Annotated in this window: 22 protein-coding genes; 10 read left to right on the top strand and 12 right to left on the bottom strand. The window is 71.2% G+C overall.

What is annotated here, in order from left to right; all coding sequences use genetic code 11:
• Positions 1 to 702 (bottom strand): TetR/AcrR family transcriptional regulator, encoded by a 702-nt coding sequence (locus O7611_RS18585; RefSeq protein ID WP_269697309.1) that lies wholly within the window; start codon positions 700 to 702, stop codon positions 1 to 3.
• Between the two features lie 95 nt (positions 703 to 797).
• Between O7611_RS18585 and O7611_RS18580 the strand changes: the two genes are divergently transcribed.
• On the top strand, positions 798 to 1028 hold the full coding sequence (locus O7611_RS18580; RefSeq protein WP_194803138.1) for a hypothetical protein: 231 nt from the start codon (positions 798 to 800) through the stop codon (positions 1026 to 1028).
• Positions 1029 to 1172: 144 nt separating this feature from the next.
• On the opposite strand, the gene O7611_RS18575 is transcribed toward O7611_RS18580, so the two are convergent.
• Positions 1173 to 1379 (bottom strand): hypothetical protein, encoded by a 207-nt coding sequence (locus O7611_RS18575; protein ID WP_194803137.1) that lies wholly within the window; start codon positions 1377 to 1379, stop codon positions 1173 to 1175.
• 90 nt (positions 1380 to 1469) lie between these two features.
• The gene (locus tag O7611_RS18570) at positions 1470 to 2435 is read right to left on the bottom strand and encodes a trypsin-like serine peptidase (protein ID WP_194803136.1); all 966 of its coding nucleotides are present in this window, start codon (positions 2433 to 2435) and stop codon (positions 1470 to 1472) included.
• A gap of 274 nt (positions 2436 to 2709) precedes the next feature.
• Here O7611_RS18570 and O7611_RS18565 point away from each other — a divergent pair, with 274 nt between their 5' ends.
• Entirely contained in the window at positions 2710 to 3225 is a 516-nt protein-coding gene (locus O7611_RS18565; protein ID WP_269697308.1) for a GNAT family N-acetyltransferase, read from the top strand.
• Positions 3226 to 3231: 6 nt separating this feature from the next.
• Here the strand turns inward: O7611_RS18565 and O7611_RS18560 are convergent, their stop codons facing one another.
• Entirely contained in the window at positions 3232 to 3417 is a 186-nt protein-coding gene (locus O7611_RS18560; RefSeq protein WP_194803134.1) for a DUF397 domain-containing protein, read from the bottom strand.
• Positions 3408 to 4175, bottom strand: coding sequence for a DUF5753 domain-containing protein (locus O7611_RS18555; RefSeq protein WP_269697307.1), 768 nt, complete (start codon positions 4173 to 4175; stop codon positions 3408 to 3410). Before O7611_RS18555 ends, O7611_RS18560 begins: the two co-directional genes overlap by 10 nt.
• A gap of 88 nt (positions 4176 to 4263) precedes the next feature.
• Between O7611_RS18555 and O7611_RS18550 the strand changes: the two genes are divergently transcribed.
• Positions 4264 to 4578 carry a hypothetical protein gene (locus O7611_RS18550; protein ID WP_013475922.1) on the top strand — a complete coding sequence of 105 codons (315 nt, stop codon included), beginning with the start codon at positions 4264 to 4266 and terminating at the stop codon, positions 4576 to 4578.
• 65 nt (positions 4579 to 4643) lie between these two features.
• On the opposite strand, the gene O7611_RS18545 is transcribed toward O7611_RS18550, so the two are convergent.
• Positions 4644 to 7499, bottom strand: coding sequence for an aconitate hydratase (locus O7611_RS18545; RefSeq protein ID WP_194803132.1), 2856 nt, complete (start codon positions 7497 to 7499; stop codon positions 4644 to 4646).
• A gap of 156 nt (positions 7500 to 7655) precedes the next feature.
• Here O7611_RS18545 and O7611_RS18540 point away from each other — a divergent pair, with 156 nt between their 5' ends.
• Together O7611_RS18540 and O7611_RS18535 are read left to right on the top strand one after the other, a co-directional pair.
• A complete protein-coding gene (locus tag O7611_RS18540) occupies positions 7656 to 8012 on the top strand; it encodes a VOC family protein (protein ID WP_194803131.1) in 357 nt (118 codons plus the stop codon).
• A 23-nt stretch (positions 8013 to 8035) separates the two neighbouring features.
• Entirely contained in the window at positions 8036 to 8689 is a 654-nt protein-coding gene (locus O7611_RS18535) for a DedA family protein (RefSeq protein ID WP_194803130.1), read from the top strand.
• A 729-nt stretch (positions 8690 to 9418) separates the two neighbouring features.
• Here O7611_RS18535 and O7611_RS18530 read toward each other — a convergent pair.
• Positions 9419 to 10306: a hypothetical protein gene (locus O7611_RS18530; RefSeq protein WP_228533116.1), complete on the bottom strand. Its 888-nt coding sequence runs from the start codon at positions 10304 to 10306 to the stop codon at positions 9419 to 9421.
• Positions 10307 to 10347: 41 nt separating this feature from the next.
• Complete coding sequence (locus O7611_RS18525; RefSeq protein ID WP_141708223.1) at positions 10348 to 10536, bottom strand: hypothetical protein; 189 nt, start codon at positions 10534 to 10536, stop codon at positions 10348 to 10350.
• On the opposite strand from O7611_RS18525, the gene O7611_RS18520 reads away from it, so the two are divergent.
• Together O7611_RS18520 and O7611_RS18515 are read left to right on the top strand one after the other, a co-directional pair.
• Positions 10535 to 11359: a hypothetical protein gene (locus O7611_RS18520; RefSeq protein WP_269697306.1), complete on the top strand. Its 825-nt coding sequence runs from the start codon at positions 10535 to 10537 to the stop codon at positions 11357 to 11359. The genes O7611_RS18525 and O7611_RS18520 overlap by 2 nt on opposite strands.
• A 41-nt stretch (positions 11360 to 11400) precedes the next feature.
• Positions 11401 to 11790: a hypothetical protein gene (locus tag O7611_RS18515; RefSeq protein WP_194803553.1), complete on the top strand. Its 390-nt coding sequence runs from the start codon at positions 11401 to 11403 to the stop codon at positions 11788 to 11790.
• 52 nt (positions 11791 to 11842) lie between these two features.
• On the opposite strand, the gene O7611_RS18510 is transcribed toward O7611_RS18515, so the two are convergent.
• Entirely contained in the window at positions 11843 to 13354 is a 1512-nt protein-coding gene (locus O7611_RS18510; RefSeq protein ID WP_194803552.1) for an APC family permease, read from the bottom strand.
• Positions 13355 to 13552: 198 nt separating this feature from the next.
• Here O7611_RS18510 and O7611_RS18505 point away from each other — a divergent pair, with 198 nt between their 5' ends.
• Entirely contained in the window at positions 13553 to 14206 is a 654-nt protein-coding gene (locus tag O7611_RS18505; RefSeq protein WP_128137146.1) for a GOLPH3/VPS74 family protein, read from the top strand.
• 39 nt (positions 14207 to 14245) lie between these two features.
• Here O7611_RS18505 and O7611_RS18500 read toward each other — a convergent pair whose 3' ends face one another.
• Positions 14246 to 14845 carry a GNAT family N-acetyltransferase gene (locus tag O7611_RS18500; RefSeq protein ID WP_194803551.1) on the bottom strand — a complete coding sequence of 200 codons (600 nt, stop codon included), beginning with the start codon at positions 14843 to 14845 and terminating at the stop codon, positions 14246 to 14248.
• A 196-nt stretch (positions 14846 to 15041) separates the two neighbouring features.
• On the opposite strand from O7611_RS18500, the gene O7611_RS18495 reads away from it, so the two are divergent.
• Positions 15042 to 15686, top strand: coding sequence for a cellulose binding domain-containing protein (locus O7611_RS18495; RefSeq protein ID WP_228533114.1), 645 nt, complete (start codon positions 15042 to 15044; stop codon positions 15684 to 15686).
• A gap of 143 nt (positions 15687 to 15829) precedes the next feature.
• Positions 15830 to 21325: a pullulanase-type alpha-1,6-glucosidase gene (pulA, locus tag O7611_RS18490; RefSeq protein ID WP_269697305.1), complete on the top strand. Its 5496-nt coding sequence runs from the start codon at positions 15830 to 15832 to the stop codon at positions 21323 to 21325.
• 70 nt (positions 21326 to 21395) lie between these two features.
• On the opposite strand, the gene O7611_RS18485 is transcribed toward pulA, so the two are convergent.
• On the bottom strand, positions 21396 to 23258 hold the full coding sequence (locus O7611_RS18485; protein WP_269697304.1) for a hypothetical protein: 1863 nt from the start codon (positions 23256 to 23258) through the stop codon (positions 21396 to 21398).
• 291 nt (positions 23259 to 23549) lie between these two features.
• Positions 23550 to 25325 carry a hypothetical protein gene (locus O7611_RS18480; RefSeq protein WP_269697303.1) on the bottom strand — a complete coding sequence of 592 codons (1776 nt, stop codon included), beginning with the start codon at positions 25323 to 25325 and terminating at the stop codon, positions 23550 to 23552.
• Positions 25326 to 25536 lie beyond the last annotated feature (211 nt).

The raw sequence follows: 25536 nt of genomic DNA, 5'->3' as shown, positions 1-25536 counted from the left end.
TCAGTCCGGCGTCCGTGTCCGTGCCGCCGCCCGGATGACGGCGTCGAGGCCCTCCTCGAACAGCAGGTCGTCGTCCCATCGGGTGTCGTCGAGATGGCCGGAGGCGTCGAGGGTCGGATAGGCGTCGGCGTTCGCGGCGATGTGGTCGCGGGCTGCGGCTCTCGCGCCCGGGTCCGCGCTCCGGTGCCACGTGGCTTCCGTGAGCGAGGCGCCGATGACGTAGTTGGCGAGCAGTCGCGTGGCCACCGCGAGCCGAAGTCCGTGACAGCCGCCCCGCACGAGCGCCGATTGCAGGAACTCGGTACGGGCCAGGACGTTGGGCCCGAGCATCGGACGTCCGATGAGCTTCGGTGCCCAGGGATGGCGCAGCATGACGCCGCGCCAGGCCCGGACCAGGACGCGGATGTCCTCCGTCCAGTCGTCGCCGGCCTTCGGAACCGGCACGTCACCGAAGACGCGGTCGACGGCCAGGTCCAGGACGTCGTCCTTCGTCTTCACGTGCCAGTACAGGGCGGTGGCCGTCACGTCGAGCCGCTGGGCGAGCAGTCGCATCGTCAGGCCCTCGACGCCGTGCTCGTCCAGCACCGTCACCGCGAGTTCCACGATGCGTTCGAGGGTCAGCGGCGGCTTGCGCCGCGCCCGCGGCGGACCTGCCCGCAGCCACACCGGCGTCGTCGGCGCACCGGGCTCTGTCGCCGTCATGGAGCCACTCTAGTTCACTGGACAGGCAGCTTAACGTCGGTAAGCTCATTGAACAGACGAAAGTGCGGCCTCGACAGTGGGCAAGGAGGGACGCCATGCCTCTGCTGCGAGTCCACCTCGACAGCGACCCGGCCACGGCCCGCCGCGTCCTGCACCTGCATCGTGACGGCGGCGTCCATCACGAGTCGCGGGAAGCGGCCCGGGAACAGGTGTGGCGCCAGGGCCGCACCCCGGCCGGTGATCCGGTCTTCGTCGGCATCACCAACGGCCGCCGCAACGTGCAACTGCTCTACGACGTCGAGGTCTACTCCGACACCGTTCCGTGAGGACTCGCCGCCAGTTACGCCCTCCGCGAATGGGAATTGCGCCTCGGGCTCGGCGGGTGACCGTGAGTCGGAAGGAATTCGGCGTACCGGTGCGCCGGAATTCGATTCGGGCGAACGCAGATCCGGCGGACGCAATTCGGCGATTCAGTCGCCGATCGCGTCACGCATTCTTTCCCTCGTCCAGTATTCGGACGGGTCGGTGGCGCCGGGGCTCGGATTGTGCGTCGCAACCACCGGGCCGGGCGGCGCCGGCCGCGCCGAGCCGCCGTCGCGCGCCGCGACGACCACGACGGCCGCGGCCACGGCGAGCGCCGCGACGGCGGCCGCGCCGATCAGCACACGGTGTGACATGTCGCCTCCTCCGGGTCGTGGGGGCCGGTGCCGGTTCGCCTGGTGCCGGTCCGCCTGGTGCGCCGGGCGGCACACCAGGCGGACCGTCGTTCACCAGGTGTCGTTCGCGTACGTGTTGTAGAGCGTCCCCACCACCGCGGCGGAGAAGTACGGCGAGCCGTTCGTGTTCGAGCCGCTCGAGTAACTCATCACCCCGTGCACGTCACCGCGCCTGGTGGTGTTGTCGTAGCTGTAGTACCACGGGCCGCCGCTCGAACCGCCCCCGAAGCCGCAGTTCATCTCGATCCGGTTGCTGCCCGCGTCCCGCGACGTGCCCGAGCAGACCCACTGGATCTCGCCGCTGTCCTTGTTGCTCGGGTAGCCGAAGATGTCGTAGTGGTACGCGCGCCCACCGCCGGTGAGCAGCCCGTTGGCGCCGACCGCGTCCACGATCGACCGGCTGCCGTAGACGAGCGCGACAGCCACGTCGTACTGCCGCTCGCGGGTGCTGATCCAGCCGCTCGGCACCGCGAGCGTGGACCAGTCCCAGGTGCCGTACGGCTGCGCACCGTTGCGGTACGACGGCACGAACATCCAGTTTGCGGTGTGCCAGTCCCGGCCCGGCCCGTCGTGCACGCAGTGCGCGGCCGTGAAGACCATGTTGCGCGCCGGGCTGTTCACCACGCTCGCCGAGCAGTAGTGGCCCAGGCCGTCGGTCGAGCTGGTGTAGAAGATCTTCCCCACCGTGATCGACTCGTTCAGCTGGGCGCCGAAGCCGCTGCCGTCCTTCGGCGCCACCGCCTCCGCGAAGCGCCGCACCCGCTCCGCCGCAGGGCTCTGGGTGACCGGGCCGGCGGACTTCTCCACCTCGTCGGCCGGAGTGGCCGCCGCCATGCGCTCGGCCGTCCAGTAGGCCCTGGCCTGCGCGGACGACCCCGCCTTGCGCTCGATCGACGTGACAGCGGCCGGAGCGGCCGTGCCCGCGGTGGTGCCGGTGCCGGCCAGCGCCGGAGCGCCGGCGAGGATCGCCGGCAGGATCAGGGCCGGCAGGGCCAGAAGTCTGATCGTCGTCTTCATGAAATCCTTCCCAGTGTTCGATTCCCGGATCGAAACTGGAGCGCCCCCGTTGTTCATCGCGATGTCGGCAACGTATCGACGTGCTTCGGATCGTGTCAACGAATCATGGACGTCGATTGTTTGCAGTGTCGGATGTGCGATCGGGGAACATTATCGAATTCCAATTCAGCAATGAGTGGGCTGCCGGCTCCCGCGGGCTGATCGATTCCGCCGGTTCGTGAGCGGCGCTCGGCCTCGGTAGCCTCGAAGCCGTGACGAAGGGACCGGGGCCACGATGACTGCTGATCCGCCGCTCGCCACCGAACGACTGACCTTCGCCGAGATGACCGTCGGCGACCTCGATGACATGGCCGCCATGCTCGGCGACCCGGTCGTGATGCGCTACTACCCGCGACCGAAGATCCGGGCGGAGGCACTGGACTGGATCCGTTGGAACGAGGGCCTCTACCGCGACCACGGCTTCGGATTATGGGTGCTCAGGTCACGGCCGACAGGCGAGTTCGTCGGCGATTGCGGTCTCACTCCGCAGCCGGTGGACGGGGTGACGGAGGTCGAAGTCGGTTACCACCTGCGGATCGGGATGCAGGGTCGCGGATTCGCCACGGAGGCGGCGGCCGTGTGCCGCGACCACGCGCGCGACCGGCTGGGCGTCGACCGTCTCGTCGCGATCATCCACCCGGACAACACGCCCTCGCAGCGGGTCGCGGAGCGGATCGGGCTGAGCTTCGAGCGTGCGACCACGTCCGAATCGGGGGATCCGGTGCACGTGTACGCCGCGCGCCTGGCCTGACCGGGCTCAGCGGCGGGTCGACGCCAGGAACCGGGTCCACGCGGCCGGGGTGAAGGTGAGCACCGGACCGGCCGGGTCCTTCGAGTCGCGGACGCCGACCACGCCGGGCAGGTTGCCGGCGACCTCGACGCAGTCGCCGCCGTTACCACCGCTGCGGGTGCTCTTGCGCCACCGGGCGCCGCTCAGGTCCATGCCGTCGCCACTTCCCTCAGCAGTTCCAGGGTCCGCGCGCGGGGCAGCGCCTCGCCCCGGATGCGTTCCCACCGACGCTCCAGGGTAGCAATCTCCGAGGGCTGCTCGATGATCTGCGCGCGGGCCTGACTGTCCACATGCGCCACCCGGTTGCCGTCGCGCAGCTCCGCGATGACGAACGGCCCGTCCAGCCCGGGATAGGTCGGTGTGTCCACCGGCACCACGTGGAGCTGTACGTTCGGCAGCTCGGCGCAGGTGAGCAGGTGGGTCACCTGCGCGGCCATCAGCGCGCGGTCGCCGGCGGCGGCGCGGCGCAGCACCTGCTCGTCGAGCACCACGACGTACAGCGGCCCGCGCGGCCGGGTGAGGATGCCCTGCCGGTCCAGCCGGGCGGTGACCAGGTCGGTGACCTCGTCGGCGGTCAGCGGCTGGCCGATGAACGTGGCCCGGGCGTACGCCTCGGTCTGCAGCAGGCCCGGCACCCACGCCAGTTGGAAGGCTCGCAGCGCGACCGCCTCGCGTTCGATGTCCACCCACGGGCGGAACCAGACCGGCTCACGGCGGCGGACCGCGTCCGGCCAGAGCGCCTCGATCGGCTGGCCCAGCAGGTTCGCCACAGTCGCGCGGTGCCGGCTCTGCGGGATGTGCCCGGGGTTCGCCCACCGGGCCACCGTCTTCGGGTGCAGGCCGAGCCGCTCCGCCAGGCTCTCGGCGGTGTGGCCGGCGCCGGCCAGCGCGGTGACGAAAGCATGGTTCATGCCCGTTCCTCCCCGGAGCAAAAGAACCGTCCGAAGGAGATTACACAACGCTGTGTGATTGTTCGGGCACCCTCGGCACGGTGGAGGCATGACCGAACCGACACCCACATCGGCGTACCCCCGGGTGGTGCTGCCGCTGACCGGCCACCGCGCGTGCGGTCCGGCCTGGCGCTGCGACCGCTGCGGCGAGCCCTGGCCGTGCCCGACCCTGCGGGCCGCGCCCACCGACGCGGCCCGCCGCGCCACGATGATCCCCGAGTTCTCCCGGCTCACCCGGCAGGCCATCCGCGACCTGCGCGGCCGGCCCGACGGCCCGGACCCGATCGCGATCGTGCGGCGTTTCCTGTGGTTCCTGCCGCTCACCGACGCGGAGGCACGCGCCGTCGCGCTCCGGCTGCGATGACCACGGTACGGCGAGGGCCGCTTCCCGCCGGAGCGGGAAGCGGCCCTGTGTCAGCCGTACGCGAATCAGCTCGCGATCATGCGGCGCAGCACGTACTGCAGGATGCCGCCGTGCCGGTAGTAGTCCGCCTCACCCGGGGTGTCGATGCGGACCACGGCGTCGAACTCCACACCGGTGTCGGTGGTGACCTTCACCGTGCGCGGGGTGTCGCCGTCGTTCAGCGCGGTGACGCCGCTGATCGAGAACGTCTCGGTGCCGGTCAGGCCCAGCGACTCGGCGGTCTCGCCGCCCGGGAACTGCAGCGGCAGCACGCCCATGCCGATCAGGTTCGAGCGGTGGATCCGCTCGTACGACTCGGCGATGACCGCCTTCACGCCCAGCAGCATGGTGCCCTTCGCCGCCCAGTCCCGCGACGAGCCCGAGCCGTACTCCTTGCCGGCCAGGATGACCAGCGGGACGCCCGCCTCCTGGTAGGCCATCGAGGCGTCGTAGATCGAGGTCTGCTCGCCGGTCAGGTGGTTGACGGTGAAGCCGCCCTCGACACCCGGGACGAGCTGGTTGCGCAGCCGGATGTTGGCGAATGTGCCCCGGATCATCACCTCGTGGTTGCCCCGGCGGGAGCCGTACGAGTTGAACTCGTGGCGGGCCACGCCGTGCTCGGCCAGGTACTTGCCGGCGGGGGAGTCCGCCTTGATCGAGCCGGCCGGGGAGATGTGGTCGGTGGTCACCGAGTCGCCCAGCTTCGCCAGCACGCGCGCGTCGGCGATGTCCTGCACCGGGGCCGGCTCCTGCTGCATGCCCTCGAAGTACGGGGGCTTGCGCACGTAGGTCGACTCGCCGTCCCAGGAGAACGTGTCACCGGTCGGGGTCGGCAGCGACTGCCAGCGCTCGTCACCGGCGAACACGTCGGCGTACGCGGCGCTGAAGCCGGTCGCGCCGATCGCGGAGGCGATGACGTCCTGGATCTCGGCGCTGTTCGGCCAGATCTCCCGCAGGAACACCGGGTTGCCCTGGGCGTCCTCGCCGATCGGCTCGTTCGCCAGGTCGATGTCCATGGTGCCGGCGAGCGCGTACGCGACCACCAGCGGCGGCGACGCCAGGTAGTTCATCTTGACGTCCGGGTTGATCCGGCCCTCGAAGTTGCGGTTGCCGGAGAGCACCGACACGACGGCGAGGTCGCCCTCGTTGACGGCGGCCGAGACCTCCTCCGGCAGCGGGCCGGAGTTGCCGATGCAGGTGGTGCAGCCGTAGCCGACCAGGTTGAAGCCGAGCTTCTCCAGGTACGGCGTGAGCCCGGCGCGGTCGTAGTAGTCCATGACGACCTTCGAGCCCGGCGCCAGGGTGGTCTTCACCCACGGCTTGCGGGCCAGGCCCTTCTCCACCGCGTTGCGGGCCAGCAGCGCGGCACCGATCATCACCTGCGGGTTCGAGGTGTTGGTGCAGGAGGTGATCGCGGCGATCACCACGGCGCCGTGGTCCAGCTCGTACTCGACGCCGTCGGCGCCGGTCACGCGTACCGGATTGCTCGCCCGGCCGCCCGCGCCCACCGCGGCGGTCTCCAGGTCGCGCGGCGCGTCCGCCGGGTCGTTCACGCCGTTGGCGGGGGAGTCGCTGGCCGGGAAGGACTCGGCCGACGCCTCGTCGGCCGGGCCGTCGGCGCCGAACGGCTTCTCCTGCTGCGGCACGCCCGGCTTGCGGCCCGGGTCGCCCCCGGTCTCGTCGGCGGCCACGTAGTCGCTGAGCGCGGCACGGAACAGCGTCTTGGCGCTGCCCAGCGGCACCCGGTCCTGCGGCCGCTTCGGGCCGGCCAGCGACGGCTCGATGGTGCCGAGGTCAAGCTCCAGGCGCTCGGAGTACTCCGGCTCGCGCTCCGGGTCGTGCCAGAGGCCCTGCTCCTTGGCGTACGCCTCGACCAGCGCCACCTGAGACGCGTCGCGGCCGGTCAGCTCCAGGTAGCGCACGGTCTCGGCGTCGATCGGGAAGATCGCCACGGTCGAGCCGTACTCCGGCGACATGTTGCCGATGGTGGCGCGGTTCGCCAGCGGCACCGCGCTCACGCCGGGGCCGTAGAACTCGACGAACTTGCCGACCACACCGTGCTTGCGCAGCATCTCGGTGATGGTCAGCACCAGGTCGGTGGCGGTGGTGCCGGCCGGCATCTCACCGGAGAGCTTGAAGCCGACCACGCGGGGGATCAGCATGCTGACCGGCTGGCCGAGCATCGCGGCCTCGGCCTCGATGCCGCCGACGCCCCAGCCCAGCACGCCCAGGCCGTTGACCATCGTGGTGTGCGAGTCGGTGCCGACGACCGTGTCCGGGTACGCCTGACCGTTGCGCTCCATGATCGTACGAGCCAGGTATTCGATGTTGACCTGGTGCACGATGCCGGTGCCCGGCGGGACGACCTTGAACTCGTTGAACGCGGTCTGGCCCCAGCGCAGGAACTGGTAGCGCTCCTTGTTGCGCTCGTACTCCAGCTCGACGTTGCGCTCGAAGGCGTCCTCGCGGCCGAACAGGTCGGCGATGACCGAATGGTCGATGACCAGCTCGGCCGGGGCGAGGGGGTTGACCTTGGTGGCGTCGCCGCCCAGGTCACGGACCGCCTCGCGCATGGTGGCCAGGTCGACCACGCAGGGCACGCCGGTGAAGTCCTGCATCAGCACCCGGGCCGGGGTGAACTGGATCTCCACGCTCGGGTCGGCGGTGGCGTCCCACGCGCCGAGCTGCTGGATGTGGTCGGCGGTGATGTTCGCGCCGTCCTCGGTCCGCAGCAGGTTCTCCAGCAGGATCTTCAAGCTGTAGGGCAGCCGCTCGTGGCCCTCCACCTTGTCGATCCTGAAAATCTCGTAGCTCGCGTCTCCGACGCGTAGCTGGGTCTTCGCACCGAAGGTGTCGAGGCTCGCCACGTCGTACTCCTTCACACCAGCGACCGTGAGTAGTCCTGAGCAGTTTGTCGCACCGACCGGTACGCCGCCGTGGTTAGGCGACACTTACCTGCGTCGGTCTCTACAAAACCGTACGTCCGTCTTGCTATTCACGCAACCTCGTGCCACGCTGCGGGACGAGGAGGTGCCACCATGATCCATCACGTCCTGCTCGCCTGCCCGCGCGGCTCCGAGGACGCGTCCCGCTCCTTCTACACCGGCCTGCTCGGCCTCACCGAGAAGCCCAAACCGCCGGCCCTCGCCGCCCGCGGTGGTTGCTGGTTCACCGGGTACGACGCCGAACTGCACCTGGGCGTCGAGGACGACTTCCGCCCCGCCCGCAAGGCACACCCCGCGCTGCTGCGCACCGACCTGGACGAGCTGGCCGCCCGCCTGGACGCCGCCGGGTACACGGTGACCTGGGGCGACGACGAGATTCCCGGCATGCGGCGGTTCCACACGTACGACCCGCACGGCAACCGGCTGGAGTTCCTGGCCCCCGCGGGTTGACCGGGCGCGGGTAGGGTCGGCTGGTGGTCGACGTACAGCACTGGCTCGCCGCCCTCCCACCGGGCCTCATCTGCCTGCTCGTGGGCGTGGTGATCGGCGTGGAGAGCATGGGCATCCCGCTGCCCGGCGAGATCGTGCTGGTCAGTGCCGCCCTGCTCGCCGCCACCGGCGTCGTCGGGCCCGAGTGGGTGGCCGCCGCCGCGGCCACCGGCGCCATCCTCGGTGACTCCATCGGGTACGCCGTGGGCCGGCGCGGCGGCCGTCCACTGCTGGAACGCCTCGGCCGGCGCTTCCCGAAACACCTCGGCCCGGCACACCTGGCCCGCGCCGAGCTGAGCTTCGCCCGGCACGGCGTCTGGGCCGTCTTCTTCGGGCGGTTCGTCGCGCTGCTGCGCATCCTCGCCGGCCCGCTCGCCGGGGCGCTGCGCGTGCCGTACCGCCGGTTCCTGGTCGCGAACGCCGCAGGCGGGCTGGTGTGGGCGTTCGGCACCACCTACCTGTTGTTCTACGTGGGGCAGGCCGCCGAGCACTGGCTCAAGGACATCTCCTGGGCCGGGCTGGTGCTGGCCGTGCTGGCCGGCGTGGCGAGCACCGCGTGGCTGCGCCGTCGCGCCAAGCGCCTGCCCCAGGCCGAAGCCCCCGATCAGCCCACCCCGGTCCCCGCCACCGACCGCTGACGCCGGACGCCCACCCGCCCCGCCCGAAGGCGGACGACCAGTCCAGCGCTCCCAGGACATCACCGGCCAGGGCAACAGCGCGCTCTCCTCGCGCCGTCCCGCCCTCGCGTCGTCCCGCCCTCGCGTCGTCCCGCCCTCGTCCGGTCCCGCCCTCGTCCGGTGATCAAGGAGTTTGTGTCCTGTGAGGGCTCCCGCAGTGACACAAACTCCTTGATCACCGACGCGGAGTAAGGGCGGGTGAGTGGGGCGGGGCGGACGGGGGAGGGTCGGGTCGGCAGGGCGGGGCGTGGCCGCCCGGAGCCGGCCGGGCAGGCGGGGCGGTTCGGGCCGGACGGGCGATGGGCGGGCGACCGGCGGCGGGGCAGGGGCAGGGCGCGGTGGACCGATGGGCCGGGTGACTGGGGCAGGGCGCAGGGGACCGCTGGGCCTGGTGATTGGGGTGAACGGGATGCGCGCGATGCCCCGCGCTTGCCCTGCCCCGTCGATCATGAAGTTGGCGGTGGTTGGTGCCCGATTTGTCGCCGCCAACTTCATGATCGACGCGGTGGGGGCGGTGGGGTTGGGGCTGTGGTGCTTCTGGGGCGCCCCTGCTCGCGGTCAGCCCGTGGGTTGGTGGAGATCTTGGTAGGAAATGGCCCCTATGAGGGCCATTTCCTACCAAGATCTTTGTGGGTTCCGCTCTGCGGGACGGCGATCCCGGGAAGTGGGCGGTGGGCGGGGCGGCCGGGGTCAGGGGGCGGTGAGCAGGGCGATCAAGGTGTCGCGGGCGGTACGGACTGCGGCCCGGGCCTCCTCGGTGTGGTCCAGCGCGTCGAATCCGTGCTGCCCGTTCGGCACGTCCACCACGCACAGCGGGATGCCGCGCCGCCGCGCGACCGCAGTGAACGCCTCGACGGTGGGGGCGACCTCGGGCCGTTCCCGCCCCGCCCGGGTCAGCACGAGCGTCGGCCGCGCCGCGCCCTCCGCATGCGCGGCGTCGACGTTCGCGGCGTCGGGAGAGGTCGCGTCCGGCCGGGTGGGGTCGACGCCGGTGGAGGCTGCGTCCGGCTGCGCGGCGTCGATGTCGGCGTCGTCGGGGGAGGCGGTGCCGGACGGAGTGGCGGCGTCCGGGTCTGTGGGCAGGTCGAGGGCGTCGACCGGGCGGAAGCGCGGGTCCACCGGCGGCCATCCGGGCAGCGGTGCCAGCAGCGGATACGTCGCCGCCACGCCGCGCAGCCAGGCGGGCGGGTCGCGGAGCCAGTCGCCGATCAGCAGGCCGGCGCCGGAGAAGAACCACAGGCCGATCCGGTCGGCGTCGACGCGTGGGTCGGCGCGGAGCAGTTCGGCGGCGGCGGCCACCCGGGCGGCGACCGTGTACAGGTCGTCCGGGCTCGCCACGGTGAGCCGGGGGATCGCGGCCAGCACGCCCGCCTCGGCGAGCAGTGCGCCGTAGCCCCGGTAGAGCGGCCAGTCCCGCGCGTCGGGGGCCTCGGGCGGTCCCGGTACGCCGTGTACGACGACGACCGCGGGATGCCGGCCGTCGCCGGTGGGCACGTGCAGGTCGACGTCGCCGTGCCGCTCCACGGCGGCGGGCGGAGGATCGAGGACGAACGGGCTCTCCCAGAAAACGGTTCCCATCATTGCGATGGTAGGAGAATCCGCCGCCCCCGACTGTCCGGTCAGGACGAGGAGGCCTTGGCGTGCCGCTCGCGCAGCCGGTCCCGGATCTCCTCCGGGGTGTACGCCCGGCGCCGCCGTTCGGCCCGCGCCACCACCACGCCGGTCGCCGCGACGCCGGCGAGACCCGCGAGACCGAGTACCTTCCACCACCGCATCCGTTGCCGCATCCGCATAGGGTAGTCCTCCATGAGCATCAGCCTGGACGAGGCCGTGGAGCTGACCCGCACCGGCGATCTGTGGGTGTTCCGCGGACGCAGCGTGCCCGACCGGGCCATCCAGCTCACCACGAACAGCCCGGTGAACCACGTGGGCATGGCCGTGGTGCTCGACGACATGCCGCCGCTGATGTGGCACGCCGAGCTGGGCCGTTCGCTGCCGGACATGTGGACCGGCACGCATCAGCGCGGCGTGCAGCTGCACGACCTGCGCGACGCGGTCTGCGTCTGGGCCAACCGGTACGGCCAGCGGGGCTGGCTGCGCCAGCTCGAACCGCCGGCGGACACCGCGATGGAGGAGGCGGTGCTGCGTACCGTGGCGCGTCTGGACGGGACGCCGTTCCCGTCCACCGCGCAGCTCGCCTGGCGGTGGGCGCGGGGCCGGCTGCCGCATCCGCGCCGCCTGAGCCTCGGCGGCCTCCGGGGCGGGACCGGCGACCGGAACCAGCTCGGCATCCTGAGCAGGATCATCGACAGGGGCGAGACCGGCAGCCAGGGCGGGGCCGGCGAGACCGGCGGCCGAGGCGAGACCGGCGGCCGAGGCGAGACCGGCGGCCAGGGCGAGACCGGCGGCCAGGGCGAGACCGGCGACACCAGCAGGGAGAACGCGGCGGCGCTGGAGACGGCGTACTGCGCCGAGGTCGTCGCCGTGACCTACGAGGCGATGGGTCTGCTGCCCGCCGGGCGGCGGCCCAACTGGTACGACCCGGGGCGGTTCTGGAGCGGCGACGACCTGGACCTCAGCGGCGGCGCGCACCTCGGCGCCGAGATCGAGGTGCGGATCCCGCCGCGCTGAGGAAGGTTTGCCGCGAGGGCGCGCCGGTAATGAGGAGCGTCGTGACGGCTTCCACCGACCTCGACACGCTCACCGACTTCTTCGACCGGTACGGCGTGGCGCTGACCACCGCCGACGTGCCGGCCATCGCCGGCTGCTACGCCCTGCCCGGGCTGGTGGTCGCCGACACCTACAGCTTCTCGTTCACCTCGCCGGCGGCGGTGGCGCTCAGTTTCGTCGGCGCCGCACCGGACTACCAGGAGCGGGAACTCGTCGCGGCGAACGCGCAGATCGAGGACGTGCAGCAGATCTCGGCGCTGCTCACCGAGGTGGCGGTGCGCTGGGAGTTCCTGGACAGTCAGGGCCGCGCGGTCCCCGGCGAGCGATACCGCTATCTGCTGCGCACCACCGAGGACGGCCCGGTGATCTGCACCGTCATCCGTACCGCCTGATCGTGGTGGTGCGGCGGCCGGCCACGCGGGCCGGCCGCCGCACCGACTGACGTCAGCGGTGGTGGGCGCCGGCCCAGCGGTCGGCCTCGGGGGCCGGGTGCAGGCCGGGCTCGTGCAGGCCCTCCTCGGTGACCTGGCCGATCCGGCGGTACGTCTCCGGGCGGCTGGTGCGCAGGATCGCGCCCCAGATCAGGCCGACCACGCCCGCCGCCACCGGGATCGCCGGGAGCAGCCACTTCAGGTAGCTCGCCGTGTCGGGGGCGAGCAGCGCGTCGAAGTTGAACAGCAGCACCAGCAGCACGGCGGTGAGCAGGACCGTGCCGAGCGCCGGGGCGATCGCCCGCTGCCACGCGCTCTCCGGGCCCTGACGGCCCCGGAAGAAGCCCACCACGGAGGCCGAGGTGAGCGTCATCAGCAGCACGACGCCCACCGCGGCGGCGCCGGACAGCCAGGTGAACAGGTCGATGACCGGGTCACGGCCGGTCATCGCGAACGCCAGGAACACCACCACGGCGAGGACGCTCTGCACCAGCGAGCCCGCGACCGGCGCGCCGCTGCGGCTGGAGGTGGCGCCGAGGAATCCCGGCAGCACCCGCTCCCGGCCCAGCGCGAACAGGTAACGCGCCACGCCGTTGTGGAACGACAGCAGGGCGGCCAGCACGCTGGTGATGAACAGGACGTTCGCGATGTCGGCGACGACGGCGCCGGTGTACTGGTCGAGCGCGCCGAAGATGATGCCCGGACCCGCCTCGGCGCTGGCCGCCGGTGCGTTCTCCGGACCGGTGAGCACGGTGAGCGCCCAGGCCGAGAAGGCGTAGAACAGGCCGGTGAACGCCACCGCGATGTAGGTGGCCCGGGCCACCGTGCGCCGCGGGTCCTTGACCTCCTCGCTGTAGATCGCGCCGCTTTCGAAGCCGGTGAAGGAGGCGATGGTGAACGCGAGCACCGCGCCGAAGCCGGCGCCGAACAGGTGGCCGGGGCTGATGCCGGCGGTGGTGACGGTGCCGCCGTCGGGGTTGGCGAAGGCGACCAGGTCGAAGATCAGCACGGCTACGCACTCGAGGATGAGCAGGACGGCGAGGACCGTGGCGTTGAGGTCGATGCGCAGCACACCGAGCGCGCCGATGAACACCCAGGCCAGCAGCGCCCAGACCCACCAGTCGAGGCTGATGCCGGTCTTGGCGTCCATGAAGTCGCCCAGGATCGCACCGAGCAGGCCGTACAGACCGATCTGGATCGCGTTGTACGCCGCGAGAGCGACCGCCGAGCCGGCCACCCCGCCGGCCCGGCCGAGGCCGTTGGCGATGTACGCGTAGAAGGCGCCCGCGTTGGCGACGTACCGGCTCATCGCGGCGTAGCCGGTGGCGAAGACGGCCAGTACGGCGGCCAGGAGCACGTATCCGAGCGCGGCGCCGATGTTGCCGCTGACCGCGTACATGGTGGTGACACCGCCGCCGAGAACGGTCAGCGGGGCGGACGCGGCGACGGTGAAGAAGACGAGGTGAGCGGTGCCGAGACGACCGCGGCGCAGCCCACCGTCGGAGAAGAACGGATCGGAGGACAAGGCTTCTCCCGGGGAGGGGGTGAGGGGATTGATGTGTCTACTTCGGAACAACCTGAAGCAGGGTATTGGTGATCACGTATCGTGACAACCCCGCTTCGATATCGATTGGGGTGCGCCTGAACGGCCGGAATTGAGCTGTGCGTGGTCATGCCGTACCGTCCCGTGTCGACGATCACGGCCACCGTTCGAGGATGGACCATGACCTACCCCGGGGCGCAGGCCACTTACCGGCTTGCGGATGCGCTGTTCCTTATCGGACACGACGAGTTCACCGGCAAGCCACACGTCGCGGTCGACCGGCTGGAGTGCGGGCTGGCCGGCGCCGCGCTCGCCGAGCTGATGTTCGAGGGCCGGATCGCCCTCGACGGAGGGGGGATCGCCGCCGTCGATCCGCGGCTGTGGCAGGAGCCGCTGACCGACCTGCTGATCACCGAGATCCTGCGTCGCGAGGGGGCGCATCCGGCCCGGCTGTGGATCCGCTACCTGCGGACCCAGCTCAACATCAACGAGCGGGTGGGCACCCGGCTGGTCACCGCCGGTGTGCTCCGTCGTGAGCAGGGCAAACTGATCGGCCGTACGGTGCGCTGGCCGGCCATCGACCCGAACCAGGCGGCCTCGCCCCGGGTGCGGCTGACCGCGATGCTGATGCACTCGTCCCCGGCCGAGCTGGACCCGGGCACGCTGCTGCTGGCGACGCTCGCCGAGGCGGTCGGCCTGGCCGCGCACATCTTCGACCCGCAGGTGGCCACGCGGATGCGCGACTGCCGCCGGTTCCTGCCGGCTCAGCTCGAAGGGCTGCTCGCCGCCGTCGTGGGCGCGCTCGACGTCACCACCACGACGGTACGGCGATGACGTCCCGCCCCGGGCCGAGCCGGGGCGGGACGGTGCCGGTCAGGACGGGTCGCGCCACATCGGGTAGAGGCTGGGGCCCTCCGGCAGGTCCAGCGTGACCGGACGGCGCCGGAATCCGAGCCGCTCGTAGAGCGCGGCGTTGCGCGGCGAACTGGCCTCCAGGTACGCCGCCGTGCCGGCCTGATCCAGCTCGGCCAGCCTGTGACGCAGCAGCGCCGACCCGACGCCCTTGCCGTGATGGTCCGGGTGCACCCCGATGAAGGGCAGATACCAGTGCGGCTCTGCGGGGTGCCGGGCGCTCATCATCTCGTCGAGCGTGCCGAACCGCTTCATGGCCTCCGCGCCGATCGCGGCCTCCAGCCCGTCGAACTCGCCGCCGTCCTCGGCGTCGTGCCCCTCGCCGGTGGGCAGCCAGAGCGTGGCGCCCAGCCCGTCACCGGCGACGTACACCTCACCGGTGCGCAGCGCCAGCGCGACGAACGGTCCGAAGAAGGCGCGATGGACCGACGCGCGGTGGCCGTCGTCGGGGAAGACCCAGCCGCTCACCGGATCCCGCATGAACGCTTCGGCGAGAATCGCGGTCACGACGGCGGCGTCCGCCGCGGACGCCCGCCGGATACTGTCCTGCCACTCAGTCACTGGCCAACCGTCCTACCGGCTCGACGAGCCATTGTGGTCATTGATCGGCGTGCAAGGTATCAGGTGCCAACGCCGTGCGGCAGACCCCGATCTCCGGCGCTCGCCGCGACCCGTCCCGGGTGGCTACGCTGGCTCGGACCCCGACAGGAGGACCATGTCCCGCACGCGCCGCCCCGGCCCGCAGCCCGGAGCCGCCATGACCTCGTCCCCCTGGATCCTCGTCGCCGCCGGCGTGGTCGTCATGGTGGTCCTGCTGGTGGTGGCGCTCGGTTCGGTGCGGGGCCGCAGCACGTTCCCGGCGGCCGGTCCGCCGGATCCGCTGATGTCGCTGCCGGGCATGCCGTTGACCCCCACGGAGGTCGGCGCCACCGGTCCGTCGCCGGTCTCCGCCACCGCCGCGGTGGTGCCGGGCCTGTCGCCCCGGTCCACCGTGGTGCCGGCCCGGCCGACGCCTGCCGCGCCGACTCCCAGCCCCAGGGGCGTGGCCCGGCCGGTGCTGCCCCCGTCTCCGCCGCCCCCGCCGCCGTCGGCGGTGACCGGCCGGTACAGCGTGATGAGCTCCTTCGACGGCGGCTTCATCGGCGAGGTGCTGCTCGTCAACACGGCGCGTACGCCGCACGGCTGGACGGTCCGCGCGACGTTCCCCGGTGGCCGGCTGGTCACCGCCTGGGTCGAGGGCGCCGAGCAGGGCGTGTTCGGCTTCGACGACGGCGTCTTCACCTACCGCAGCGGGTTCGACCTGGCCCCCGGGCAGTCCCTGCCGGTGCGGTTCCACATCGAGCGGGCCGGTACCCGGCCGCTGAGCTGCACCGTCGACCGCTCGCCCTGCGCCGAGCGGTAGTTCCGGCGCCCCGGACCGGGGCCGGCGTCCACGTCTCTTCTTGCAAGCTGTCTGCTTTGTTGCGGCAGTGTTTGCAAGGTATTGCAGAATGTTTCGGCAAGGGCTAGCGTGCGGGCGAATCAGCGACCAGAGAAAGGCCGTCGATGAAACCCCCGCCGATATCCCCCAAGGCGCTGCTCGCCCTGGTCACCTCCCTCGTACTCACTCTCGTCGGCGTGCCGGTGGCCCTCCACCAGCTCGGCGCCGACGCCACCCGCCCGGCCGCCACCCCCGACGTCCTGGCCGCCGGCAACGCTCCGCAGTGGAACCGCGAGCCGTCCCCCGACGCGCTGCTCAAGGCCGGCACCGGCACCGCGAAGGCGGAGCAGTTCTACTTCGTCCTGCCGGACCGGTTCGCCAACGGCGACAAGCGCAACGACACCGGCGGCCTCACCGGCGGCCGGCTCGCCACCGGCCACGACCCGGCCGACAAGGGCTTCTACCACGGCGGCGACCTCAAGGGCCTGATCGACCGGATGGACTACATCCAGGGGCTCGGCACCACCGCCATCTGGCTCGCGCCGATCTTCAAGAACCGCCCGGTGCAGGGCACCGGCGCGGACGTCTCGGCCGGCTACCACGGTTACTGGATCACCGACTTCACCCAGGTCGACCCGCACTTCGGCACCAACGCCGAGCTCAAGAAGCTGGTCGACCTGGCCCACCGCCGGGGCATCAAGGTCTACCTCGACATCATCGTCAACCACACCGCCGACGTCATCCGGTACGCCGAGGACAAGTACGGCTACGTGGACAAGAAGACCGCGCCCTACCGCGACGCGCAGGGGCGGCCCTTCGAGGACCGCAACTACGCCGACGGCACCCGGAGGTTCCCGGCGGTGAACTCGACGTCGTTCCCGTACACCCCGGTGTTCGCCACCCCGGCCGACGCGAAGGTCAAGGTACCGGCGTGGCTGAACGACCCGACCATGTACCACAACCGCGGTGACTCCACCTTCGCCGGGGAGAACAGCGAGTACGGCGACTTCTTCGGCCTCGACGACCTGTGGACCGAGCGTCCCGAGGTGGTCCGCGGCATGACCGACATCTACACCCAGTGGATCGGCAAGGCCGGCGTGGACGGGTTCCGCCTCGACACCGTCAAGCACGCCAACCTCGACTTCTGGCCGCAGTTCGCGCGCGGCATCGACGCCGCCGCCGCGAAGGCCGGCAAGAAGGACTTCTTCATGTTCGGCGAGGTCTACAGCGCCGAGCAGGAGATCCAGTCCACCTACGTGCGGCAGGGCGGACTGCCCGCCACGCTCGACTTCTCGTTCCAGGAGGCGGCACGCGGTTACGCCGCCGCCGACGGCTCGGCCAAGTCGCTCGCCGACGTCTACGCCAAGGACGACCTGTACTCCGCGCGGGACACGAACGCCAACCGGCTCACCACGTTCCTGGGCAACCACGACATGGGCCGGATCGGCTCGTTCGTCGCCGCCGCCGGCGGTGACGACACCACCCAGCTGAACCGCAGCCGGCTCGCCCACCAGCTCATGTTCCTCACCCGTGGCCAGCCGGTCGTCTACTCCGGCGACGAGCAGGGCTTCACCGGACCGGGCGGCGACAAGGACGCCCGGCAGGACATGTTCGCCTCGCGGACCGCCGACTACCTCGACGATGACCTGATCGGCACCACCCGCACCCACGCCGCCGACCAGTACGACACCCGTCACCCGCTCTACCGGACCGTCGCCGAGCTGGGCGAGCTGCGGTCGGCACACCCGGCGCTGCGCGACGGTGTGCAGGTGACCCGGTACGCGGCCGACGGGCCGGGCGTCTTCGCGTTCTCCCGCGTCCTGCCGTCCGACCGGATCGAGTACGTGGCCGCGGTGAACAATGCCGCGACCCCGCAGACTGTCAGCGTGGACACCTGGTCGGCCGGCGCCCGCTTCACCGGCGTGTACGGCGGCGCCGCGGGCGCGACCGCCGGCGCGGACGGCAAGCTGAGCGTCACCGTGCCGGCCATGTCGGCGCTGGTGCTCAAGGCCGACCGGGCGATCCCGCAGGCCGGGGCCCCGACGATCACGATCACCGAGCCGGGCGACGCGCCGGTCCCGGGCAAGGCCGCCGTCACCGCCCAGGTGACCGGCGACCCGCTCGCCACCGTCACGTTCGCCGCCCGGGTCGCGGGCGGCAAGTGGACGCTGCTCGGCACCGCGCAGCGTGCGCCGTACACCGTGCACCACGACCTGACCGGCCTGCCCGGCGGCACCCGCGTGGAGTACAAGGCGGTGGTCCGCGACGGCAAGGGCCGCACCGCCACCGCCCGCGCCACCGGCACCGTCGGCACCCCCGCGCAGGGTGAATCGCGGGACTGGGCGATCGTGCACTACCAGCGCCCGGCCGGCGGGTACGACGACTGGCGGCTCTACGCCTGGGGCGACATCGACCCGGCGTACGTGACGCAGTGGCCCGCCGGGCAGCCGTTCGCCGGTGAGGACTCGTACGGCCGGTTCGCCTGGGTCAAGCTCAAGCCCGGCGCGAAGACGGTCGGGTTCCTCGTGATCGACGGCGACGGCAACAAGGACGTGGCGAACGACCGCACCATCGACGTGACTGCGACCGGCGAGGTCTGGGTCAAGCAGGGCGACCCGGCGGTCTACCCGACGCGGCAGGCCGCCACCGGCGAGCCCGACCCGCCGGTGGCGCAGGACACCGCGCTGATCCACTGGCGCAAGGCCGACGGGAACTACGACGGCTGGGGCCTGCACCTGTGGGACGGTGCGGCCACCCCGACCGACTGGGCGGCCCCGCTCAAGCCGGAGAAGATCGACGCGTACGGCGCGGTGTTCCGGGTGCCCCTCGCCGCCGGGGCGACCGGGCTGAGCTACATCATCCACCGAGGCGACGAGAAGGATCAGCCCGAGGACCAGCGGCTCGACTTCGCCGGTGCCGGGCGCGAGGTGTGGCTGCTCGCGGGCGTGAAGGGCCGGCTGCTGCCGACCACCACGTCCGGCGCCGCCAAGGACCTCGACCTGACCAAGCAGAAGGCGCAGTGGATCGACAGGTCCACAGTCGCCTGGGCGACCGGGCCGACCGACGGCAGGCGGTATGCGCTCGCCGTCGCCCCGGCCGGCGGAATCGGCCTCGCCGACGGCGAGCTGACCGGCACGTACACCACCATCGGCCTGCGAGCCCAGCGCAACGGGCTGACCGAGGCGCAACGGCAGGCGTACCCCCATCTCTGGGCCTCGCGCGCCTTCACGCTGGACCGCGCCGACCTGGCCAAGGTGCCGGCGGCGCTGCGCGGCCAGATCGTGGTGACCGAGCGGGACGCCGAGGGCGTGCTGCTCGCCGCCACCGGCGTGCAGATTCCCGGCGTGCTCGACGACGTCTACGCGGCGGCGACCGGCGCGAAACTCGGCCCGACGTTCGCCGGCCGGGTGCCCACCCTGGCGGTGTGGGCGCCGACCGCGCGGACCGTGTCGCTGGAGCTGTTCGACTCGCCCACGGCCCGGCCGTCCACAGTGGCGATGCACCGCGACGACCGCACCGGCGTCTGGTCGGTCCGCGGCACGAAGGCGTGGAACGGCCGCTACTACCGTTACCGGGTGCAGGCGTGGCAGCCGGCCACGCAGAAGATGGTCACCGCGTCGGTGACCGACCCCTACTCGGTGGCGCTCGCGGCGGACTCCACGCACAGCCAGATCGTCGACCTGACCGATCCGGCGCTCGCGCCGGCCGGCTGGGCGAACCTGCGCAAGCCGGCCCCGGTGCCGGCGTCGAAGGTCCAGATCTCGGAGCTGTCGGTACGGGACTTCTCCATCGCCGACACCACGGTTTCCGCCGACCAGCGGGGCACCTTCCTGGCGTTCACCGACCCGAACAGCGCCGGCATGAAGCACCTGCGCAAGCTCGGCGACGCCGGGGTCAATCACCTGCACCTGCTGCCGGCCTTCGACTTCGCGACCATCCCGGAGAAGCGGGCCGACCAGGCCCGGCCGAACTGCGACCTGGCCGCGCTGCCGCCGGACTCCGACGAGCAGCAGAAGTGCGTCGCGGCGGTCGCCGGCACCGACGGCTACAACTGGGGGTACGACCCGCTGCACTACACGGTGCCCGAGGGCGGGTACGCCACCGATCCGAACGGCGCGAAGCGCACCACCGAGTTCCGCCAGATGGTCGCCGGGGTGAACAAGGCCGGCCTGCGGGTGGTCATGGATGTGGTCTACAACCACACCTCGGCCGCCGGCGCCGACCCGAAGTCGGTGCTCGACCAGGTGGTGCCGGGCTACTACCACCGGCTCCTGGAGGACGGGACGGTCGCCAACTCCACCTGCTGCGCCAACACCGCGCCGGAGCACGCCATGATGGGCAAGCTCGTGGTGGACTCGCTGGTCACCTGGGCCAAGGCGTACAAGGTGGACGGTTTCCGGTTCGACCTGATGGGCCACCACCCGAAGGCGAACATCCTGGCCGTACGGGCCGCGCTGGACAAGCTCACGCTCGCCCGCGACGGCGTGGACGGTCGCAAGATCCTGCTGTACGGCGAGGGCTGGAACTTCGGCGAGGTCGCCGACGACGCCCGGTTCACGCAGGCCACCCAGGCCAACATGGCCGGTACCGGCGTCGGCACGTTCAACGACCGGCTCCGCGACGCGGTGCGCGGCGGCGGCCCGTTCGACGCCAACCCGCGGGTGCAGGGCTTCGCCTCCGGCCTCTACACCGACCCCAACGGCGACGACGTCAACGGCTCGGCGGCCGAGCAGCGGGCCCGGCTGCTGCACCAGCACGACCTGATCAAGGTGGGGCTGACCGGGAACCTGCGCGGCTACCGGTTCACCGACTCCACCGGCAAGCGGGTCACCGGGGCGCAGGTCGACTACAACGGCGCCCCGGCCGGATACACGGCCGCGCCCGGCGAGGCGGTCACCTACGTCGACGCGCACGACAACGAGATCCTGTACGACGCGCTGGCGTACAAGCTGCCGCAGGGGACCTCGGCGCAGGACCGGGCCCGGATGCAGGTGCTCGCACTGGCGACCACAGCGCTCGGGCAGGGCGCCGGGTTCGTGACCACCGGCTCGGAGCGGCTGCGCTCGAAGTCGCTGGACCGCAACTCGTACAACTCCGGTGACTGGTTCAACCAGATCCGGTGGGACTGCGCCCAGGGCAACGGGTTCGGCGCGGGTCTGCCGCCGGAGGCCGACAACAAGGACAAGTGGTCGTACGCGAAGCCGCTGCTCGCCGATCCGTCGCTGGTGCCGGACTGCGCGGCGATCGACCTGGCCGACGCCCGGTACGCGGAGCTGCTGCGCGTACGCCGGTCCTCGCCGGTGTTCGGGCTCGACACCGCCGAGCAGGTGCAGAAGCGGGTGGCGTTCCCGCTGTCCGGGACGACTGAGACCCCGGGCGTGCTCACCATGACCCTCGACGCGCGAGGGCTGGACGGGACGTGGAAGTCGGTGACTGTCGTCTTCAACGCCACGCCGGAGACGGCGAAGCAGACCGTCACCGGGCTGCGCGGCGCGAACGTGGCACTGCACCCGGTGCTGCGGAACTCGGCCGACCCGGCGCTGCGTACCGCGTCGTTCGACCGGGCCGCCGGCACGTTCACCGTGCCCGCGCGCAGCGTGGCGGTGTTCGTCCAGAGCTGACCCGCACGGCCGACCGGCCCCCTGCCACGTCACGTGGCAGGGGGCCGGTCGCGTACCCCGGGCCGTCAGGTCAGTTGAAGCAGTCCTCGACGGTGTTGGCGCAGTTGGTGGGGTCGTTGTTGCTGATGAGGGACTTGTCGTCGAGCTTGACGCGTCCTTCGTTGTTGAGGACGCCGCCGGCGACCCGGTGGAGCTTGCTGGAGTCGGTGGCGGTGTTCTTGGTGACGTGGGTCTTGGTCAGGGTGATCTTCGCCTTGTTGTTGAAGATGCCGCCGCCGTTGAGGGCGGTGTTGCCCTTGATGTCGGTGTCGCGGATGGTGAGGGTGGCGTTGTCGTCCTTGTCGTGGTCGCGGGTGAGGAAGCCGTCCTCGATCTTGATGAGCCACTCACCGTTGAAGATGCCGCCGCCGAAGCGGTTGGCGGTGTTGTCGACGATCTTGCTGTCGGCGATCGTGGCGCTGGCGTGCTCCTTGTTCTCCGGGTAGCCCCAGTGCTTGCCGCCGGTGACCACCACACCGCCGCCGTCGCCGTCGGCGTGGTTCTTGGCGACGTGGACCTTCTCCAGGAGCAGGTCGGTGTTCTCGGCGTAGACGCCGCCACCGTTCTCGCAGGCGGTGTTGCCCGTGATCGCGGTGAAGGAGACCGTGACGGTGCCGCCGCTGCTGAACAGACCGCCACCGTTCTTGCCGGCGCGGTTGTCCGACAGGCTGGACTTGACGCCGTCCTTGCCGTGGTCGGAACCGAAGATCTCGACGATCCCGGCCTCGTGGTGCTTGCCCTTCGGGTCGTAGCCCTTCGGCGCGGCGGAGGCGGCCGGGCCGTGCCCGCCGGACAGGCCGCTGCCGTTGGCGATGCCGCCGCCGTTGCCGCCTGCGGTGTTGTCGTCGACGTGGGTTTCCTCGACCTTGAGGATGCCCTCGTTGTAGATGCCGCCGCCGTCGCCCTGGGCGTGGTTGTCGACGACCTTGCTCTCCTTGAGCCAGGTGCGGCCGTAGTTGGCGATGGCGCCGCCGTCACCTTCGGCGTTGTTGTCGACCAGCTTCACGTTGTCCAGGTAGGCGCTGCCGCCACGCTCGACGAGCAGCGCGCCACCGTCACCCTCCACCCGCTTGTCGTCGTCCTTGCCGCCGTTCATGCCGTCGGCGACGGGCGTGACAGCGGCGGCCGTGGTCGCCGCGGCCGGAGCCGCGACAGCCGGAGCGGCCGGGGCCGCCACCGCCGGAGCGGCGGCCGGAGCGGCGGCCGGCGGCTGGCCGCCACCGGGGTACTTGAACTCGTTGGCGTTTCCGCCCTTGACGGTGAGGTCCTTGAGGGTGAGGTCGCCGCCGTCGACGACGCGGAAGATGCGGAAGGTGTCTTCGGCGTCGCGCTTGATGGTGGAGTTGTTGCCCTTGATGGTGACGTCCTGCTTGATCTCGGGCAGGGCGGAGCCGAACTTGCGGTCCTTGACGCCGAGTTCGTAGGTGCAGTTCTCGGCGAGCTTGATGGTGCCGCCGTGGTCGCGGTTGGCCAGTTCGAGGGCGTCGATCAGGGCGTCGTCCTTGCAGGGGACCTCGCGGGTCTTGCCGTGGTCGTCCTTGCCGTCCTTGCCCCACTCGCCCTTGTCCGGGCCCCACTCGCCACGGTCGCGGCCTTCCTGGCCACGGTCCTTGCCGTCCTTGCCGTACCCGTCCTTGTCGTAGCCGTCGCGGCCGTAGTCGCCCTCGGCGCCCTTGTCGCCGTGGTCGTCGTCGCTGAGCTGCTGCGTGGTCGACCACTTGACGTCGGCGAGCCGGTGCGGGCCGGTGGCCCCGGTGGTCGCGTAGGCCACGCCGGCGAGGCTGACCGCTCCGGTCAGGCCCACAACGCCGGTGGCGAGCCACATCCGGCGACGCCGGAGCGGGGAGATGGTCTTGCTGGTGGCGTCATCGTTATTGCGAAGGTAGTTGGACATCGGAGCTCTCTGCCCTCTCCTTGTACCTGACAAGGTCGCTTCGCCCTGGCGAGGCGGCCTTCGCTACAAATCGGTTGTAGCTGCTGAAGATGACCGTATGAGAACCTTCTTCGCCTCGTGGCCATATACGAAAAAAACCCGCATAAGGGTGCGGGTGGGATGGGCGGGCGCAGTGCGGTCCGGACGCCCCGGCGGGGGACACCGCGGCCAGTCGGGCCGCCGGCGGGGGTGGGAGCCCTCCGCACGCCGTCAGCGGCGCGAGGAGGGCTCCCCGGTTATGTGGTGGTTCGATCAGTTGAAGCAGTCCTCGACGGTGTTGGCGCAGTTGGTGGGGTCGTTGTTGCTGATGAGGGACTTGTCGTCGAGCTTGACGCGTCCTTCGTTGTTGAGGACGCCGCCGGCGACCCGGTGGAGCTTGCTGGAGTCGGTGGCGGTGTTCTTGGTGACGTGGGTCTTGGTCAGGGTGATCTTCGCCTTGTTGTTGAAGATGCCGCCGCCGTTGAGGGCGGTGTTGCCCTTGATGTCGGTGTCGCGGATGGTGAGGGTGGCGTTGTCGTCCTTGTCGTGGTCGCGGGTGAGGAAGCCGTCCTCGATCTTGATGAGCCACTCACCGTTGAAGATGCCGCCGCCGAACCGGCCGGCGGTGTTGTCGACCACCGCGCTGTCGGCGATCGTGGCGCTTCCCGCGAGGCCGTCCTTCTCGGCGCCGTTGCCGGCCCAGTCCCGGCTACCGGTCGTCACTACGCCGCCGCCGTCGCCGTCGGCGTGGTTGCCCGCCACGTGGACCTTCTCCAGGAGCAGGTCCGTGTTCTCGGCGTAGACGCCGCCGCCGTTCTCGCAGGCGACGTTGCCGCCGATCGCGGTGAACGAGACGGTGACCCAGCCGCCGCTGCTGAACAGACCGCCACCGTTGTGACCGGCCCGGTTGTGGCTCAGCGTGCTCAGCGAGGCGTCCTTGCCCTCGTGCGCCCCGATGATCTCGACGGTGCCCGCGCGGTGCTTGCCGTGCTCGCCCTTGTCGCCCTTGCCGGGCTTCGCGGCCGAGGCCAGGTCGACCGGCCCGCCGTGGTGCTCACCGCCGCCGTTGGCGATGCCGCCGCCGTTGCCGCCTGCGGTGTTGTCGTCGACGTGGGTTTCCTCGACCTTGAGGATGCCCTCGTTGTAGATGCCGCCGCCGTCGCCCTGGGCGTGGTTGTCGACGACCTTGCTCTCCTTGAGCCAGGTGCGGCCGTAGTTGGCGATGGCGCCGCCGTCACCTTCGGCGTTGTTGTCGACCAGCTTCACGTTGTCCAGGTGTGCGCTGCCGCCACGCTCGACCAGGAGCGCGCCACCGTCGCCCTCGAACCGCTTGTCGTCGTCCAGGTCGGCCGGTCCGGCCGTCTTCGGTACCGACGGTCCGGGGTACTTGAATTCGTTGGCGTTTCCGCCCTTGACAGTGAGGTCCTTGAGGGTGAGGTCGCCGCCGTCGACGACGCGGAAGATGCGGAAGGTGTCTTCGGCGTCGCGCTTGATGGTGGAGTTGTTGCCCTTGATGGTGACGTCCTGCTTGATCTCGGGCAGGGCGGAGCCGAACTTGCGGTCCTTGACGCCGAGTTCGTAGGTGCAGTTCTCGGCGAGCTTGATGGTGCCGCCGTGGTCGCGGTTGGCCAGTTCGAGGGCGTCGATCAGGGCGTCGTCCTTGCAGGGGACCTCGCGGGTCTTGCCGTGGTCGTCCTTGCCGTCCTTGCCCCACTCGCCCTTGTCCGGGCCCCACTCGCCACGGTCGCGGCCTTCCTGGCCACGGTCCTTGCCGTCCTTGCCGTACCCGTCCTCGCCCTTCTCGCCGCCCTTCCCGCCCTCGGCGCGGGAGTCGTCGGCGGCGTTCTGCGGCGCGGCGGCGTGGTTCTCCGCCACCGGTTCGGTGCCGGACTTGTCGTCGCGGGCGGCGAGCCCGCCGAGTGCCGCCAGCCCGACGACGCCGGTCAGCCCGGCCACGCCGGTGGCGACCCAGAGCGCCCGCCGCTTGCTCGTCCGCGGCGGGGGCGCCATCGGAGCGCCGCCGTCGGGTGTCGTTACGTCGTTCGACATGAGAGCCCTTTCGGTTCTTCCCAAACGGGTCGCACCGCCCCAGGCCGGGCGACCAGCTACAAACCGGTTGTAGCCTCTGATCAGCACCGTATGAGAAGGTTCCTCGCGAGGAAGACGTATCCGAAAAAAGCCCGCATTCCTCCCACGAACGGCGGTCGGTGACCAACCACGTCAGGGGGACCGCAACGGCCCAGACGGCGGCGGGCCCCAC

Source organism: Micromonospora sp. WMMC273, from assembly GCF_027460285.1.
Classification (GTDB): Bacteria; Actinomycetota; Actinomycetes; order Mycobacteriales; family Micromonosporaceae; genus Micromonospora; species Micromonospora aurantiaca.
Note: the sequence above shows the minus strand (reverse complement) of the source record. Positions and strands in the feature narration are given on the sequence as shown.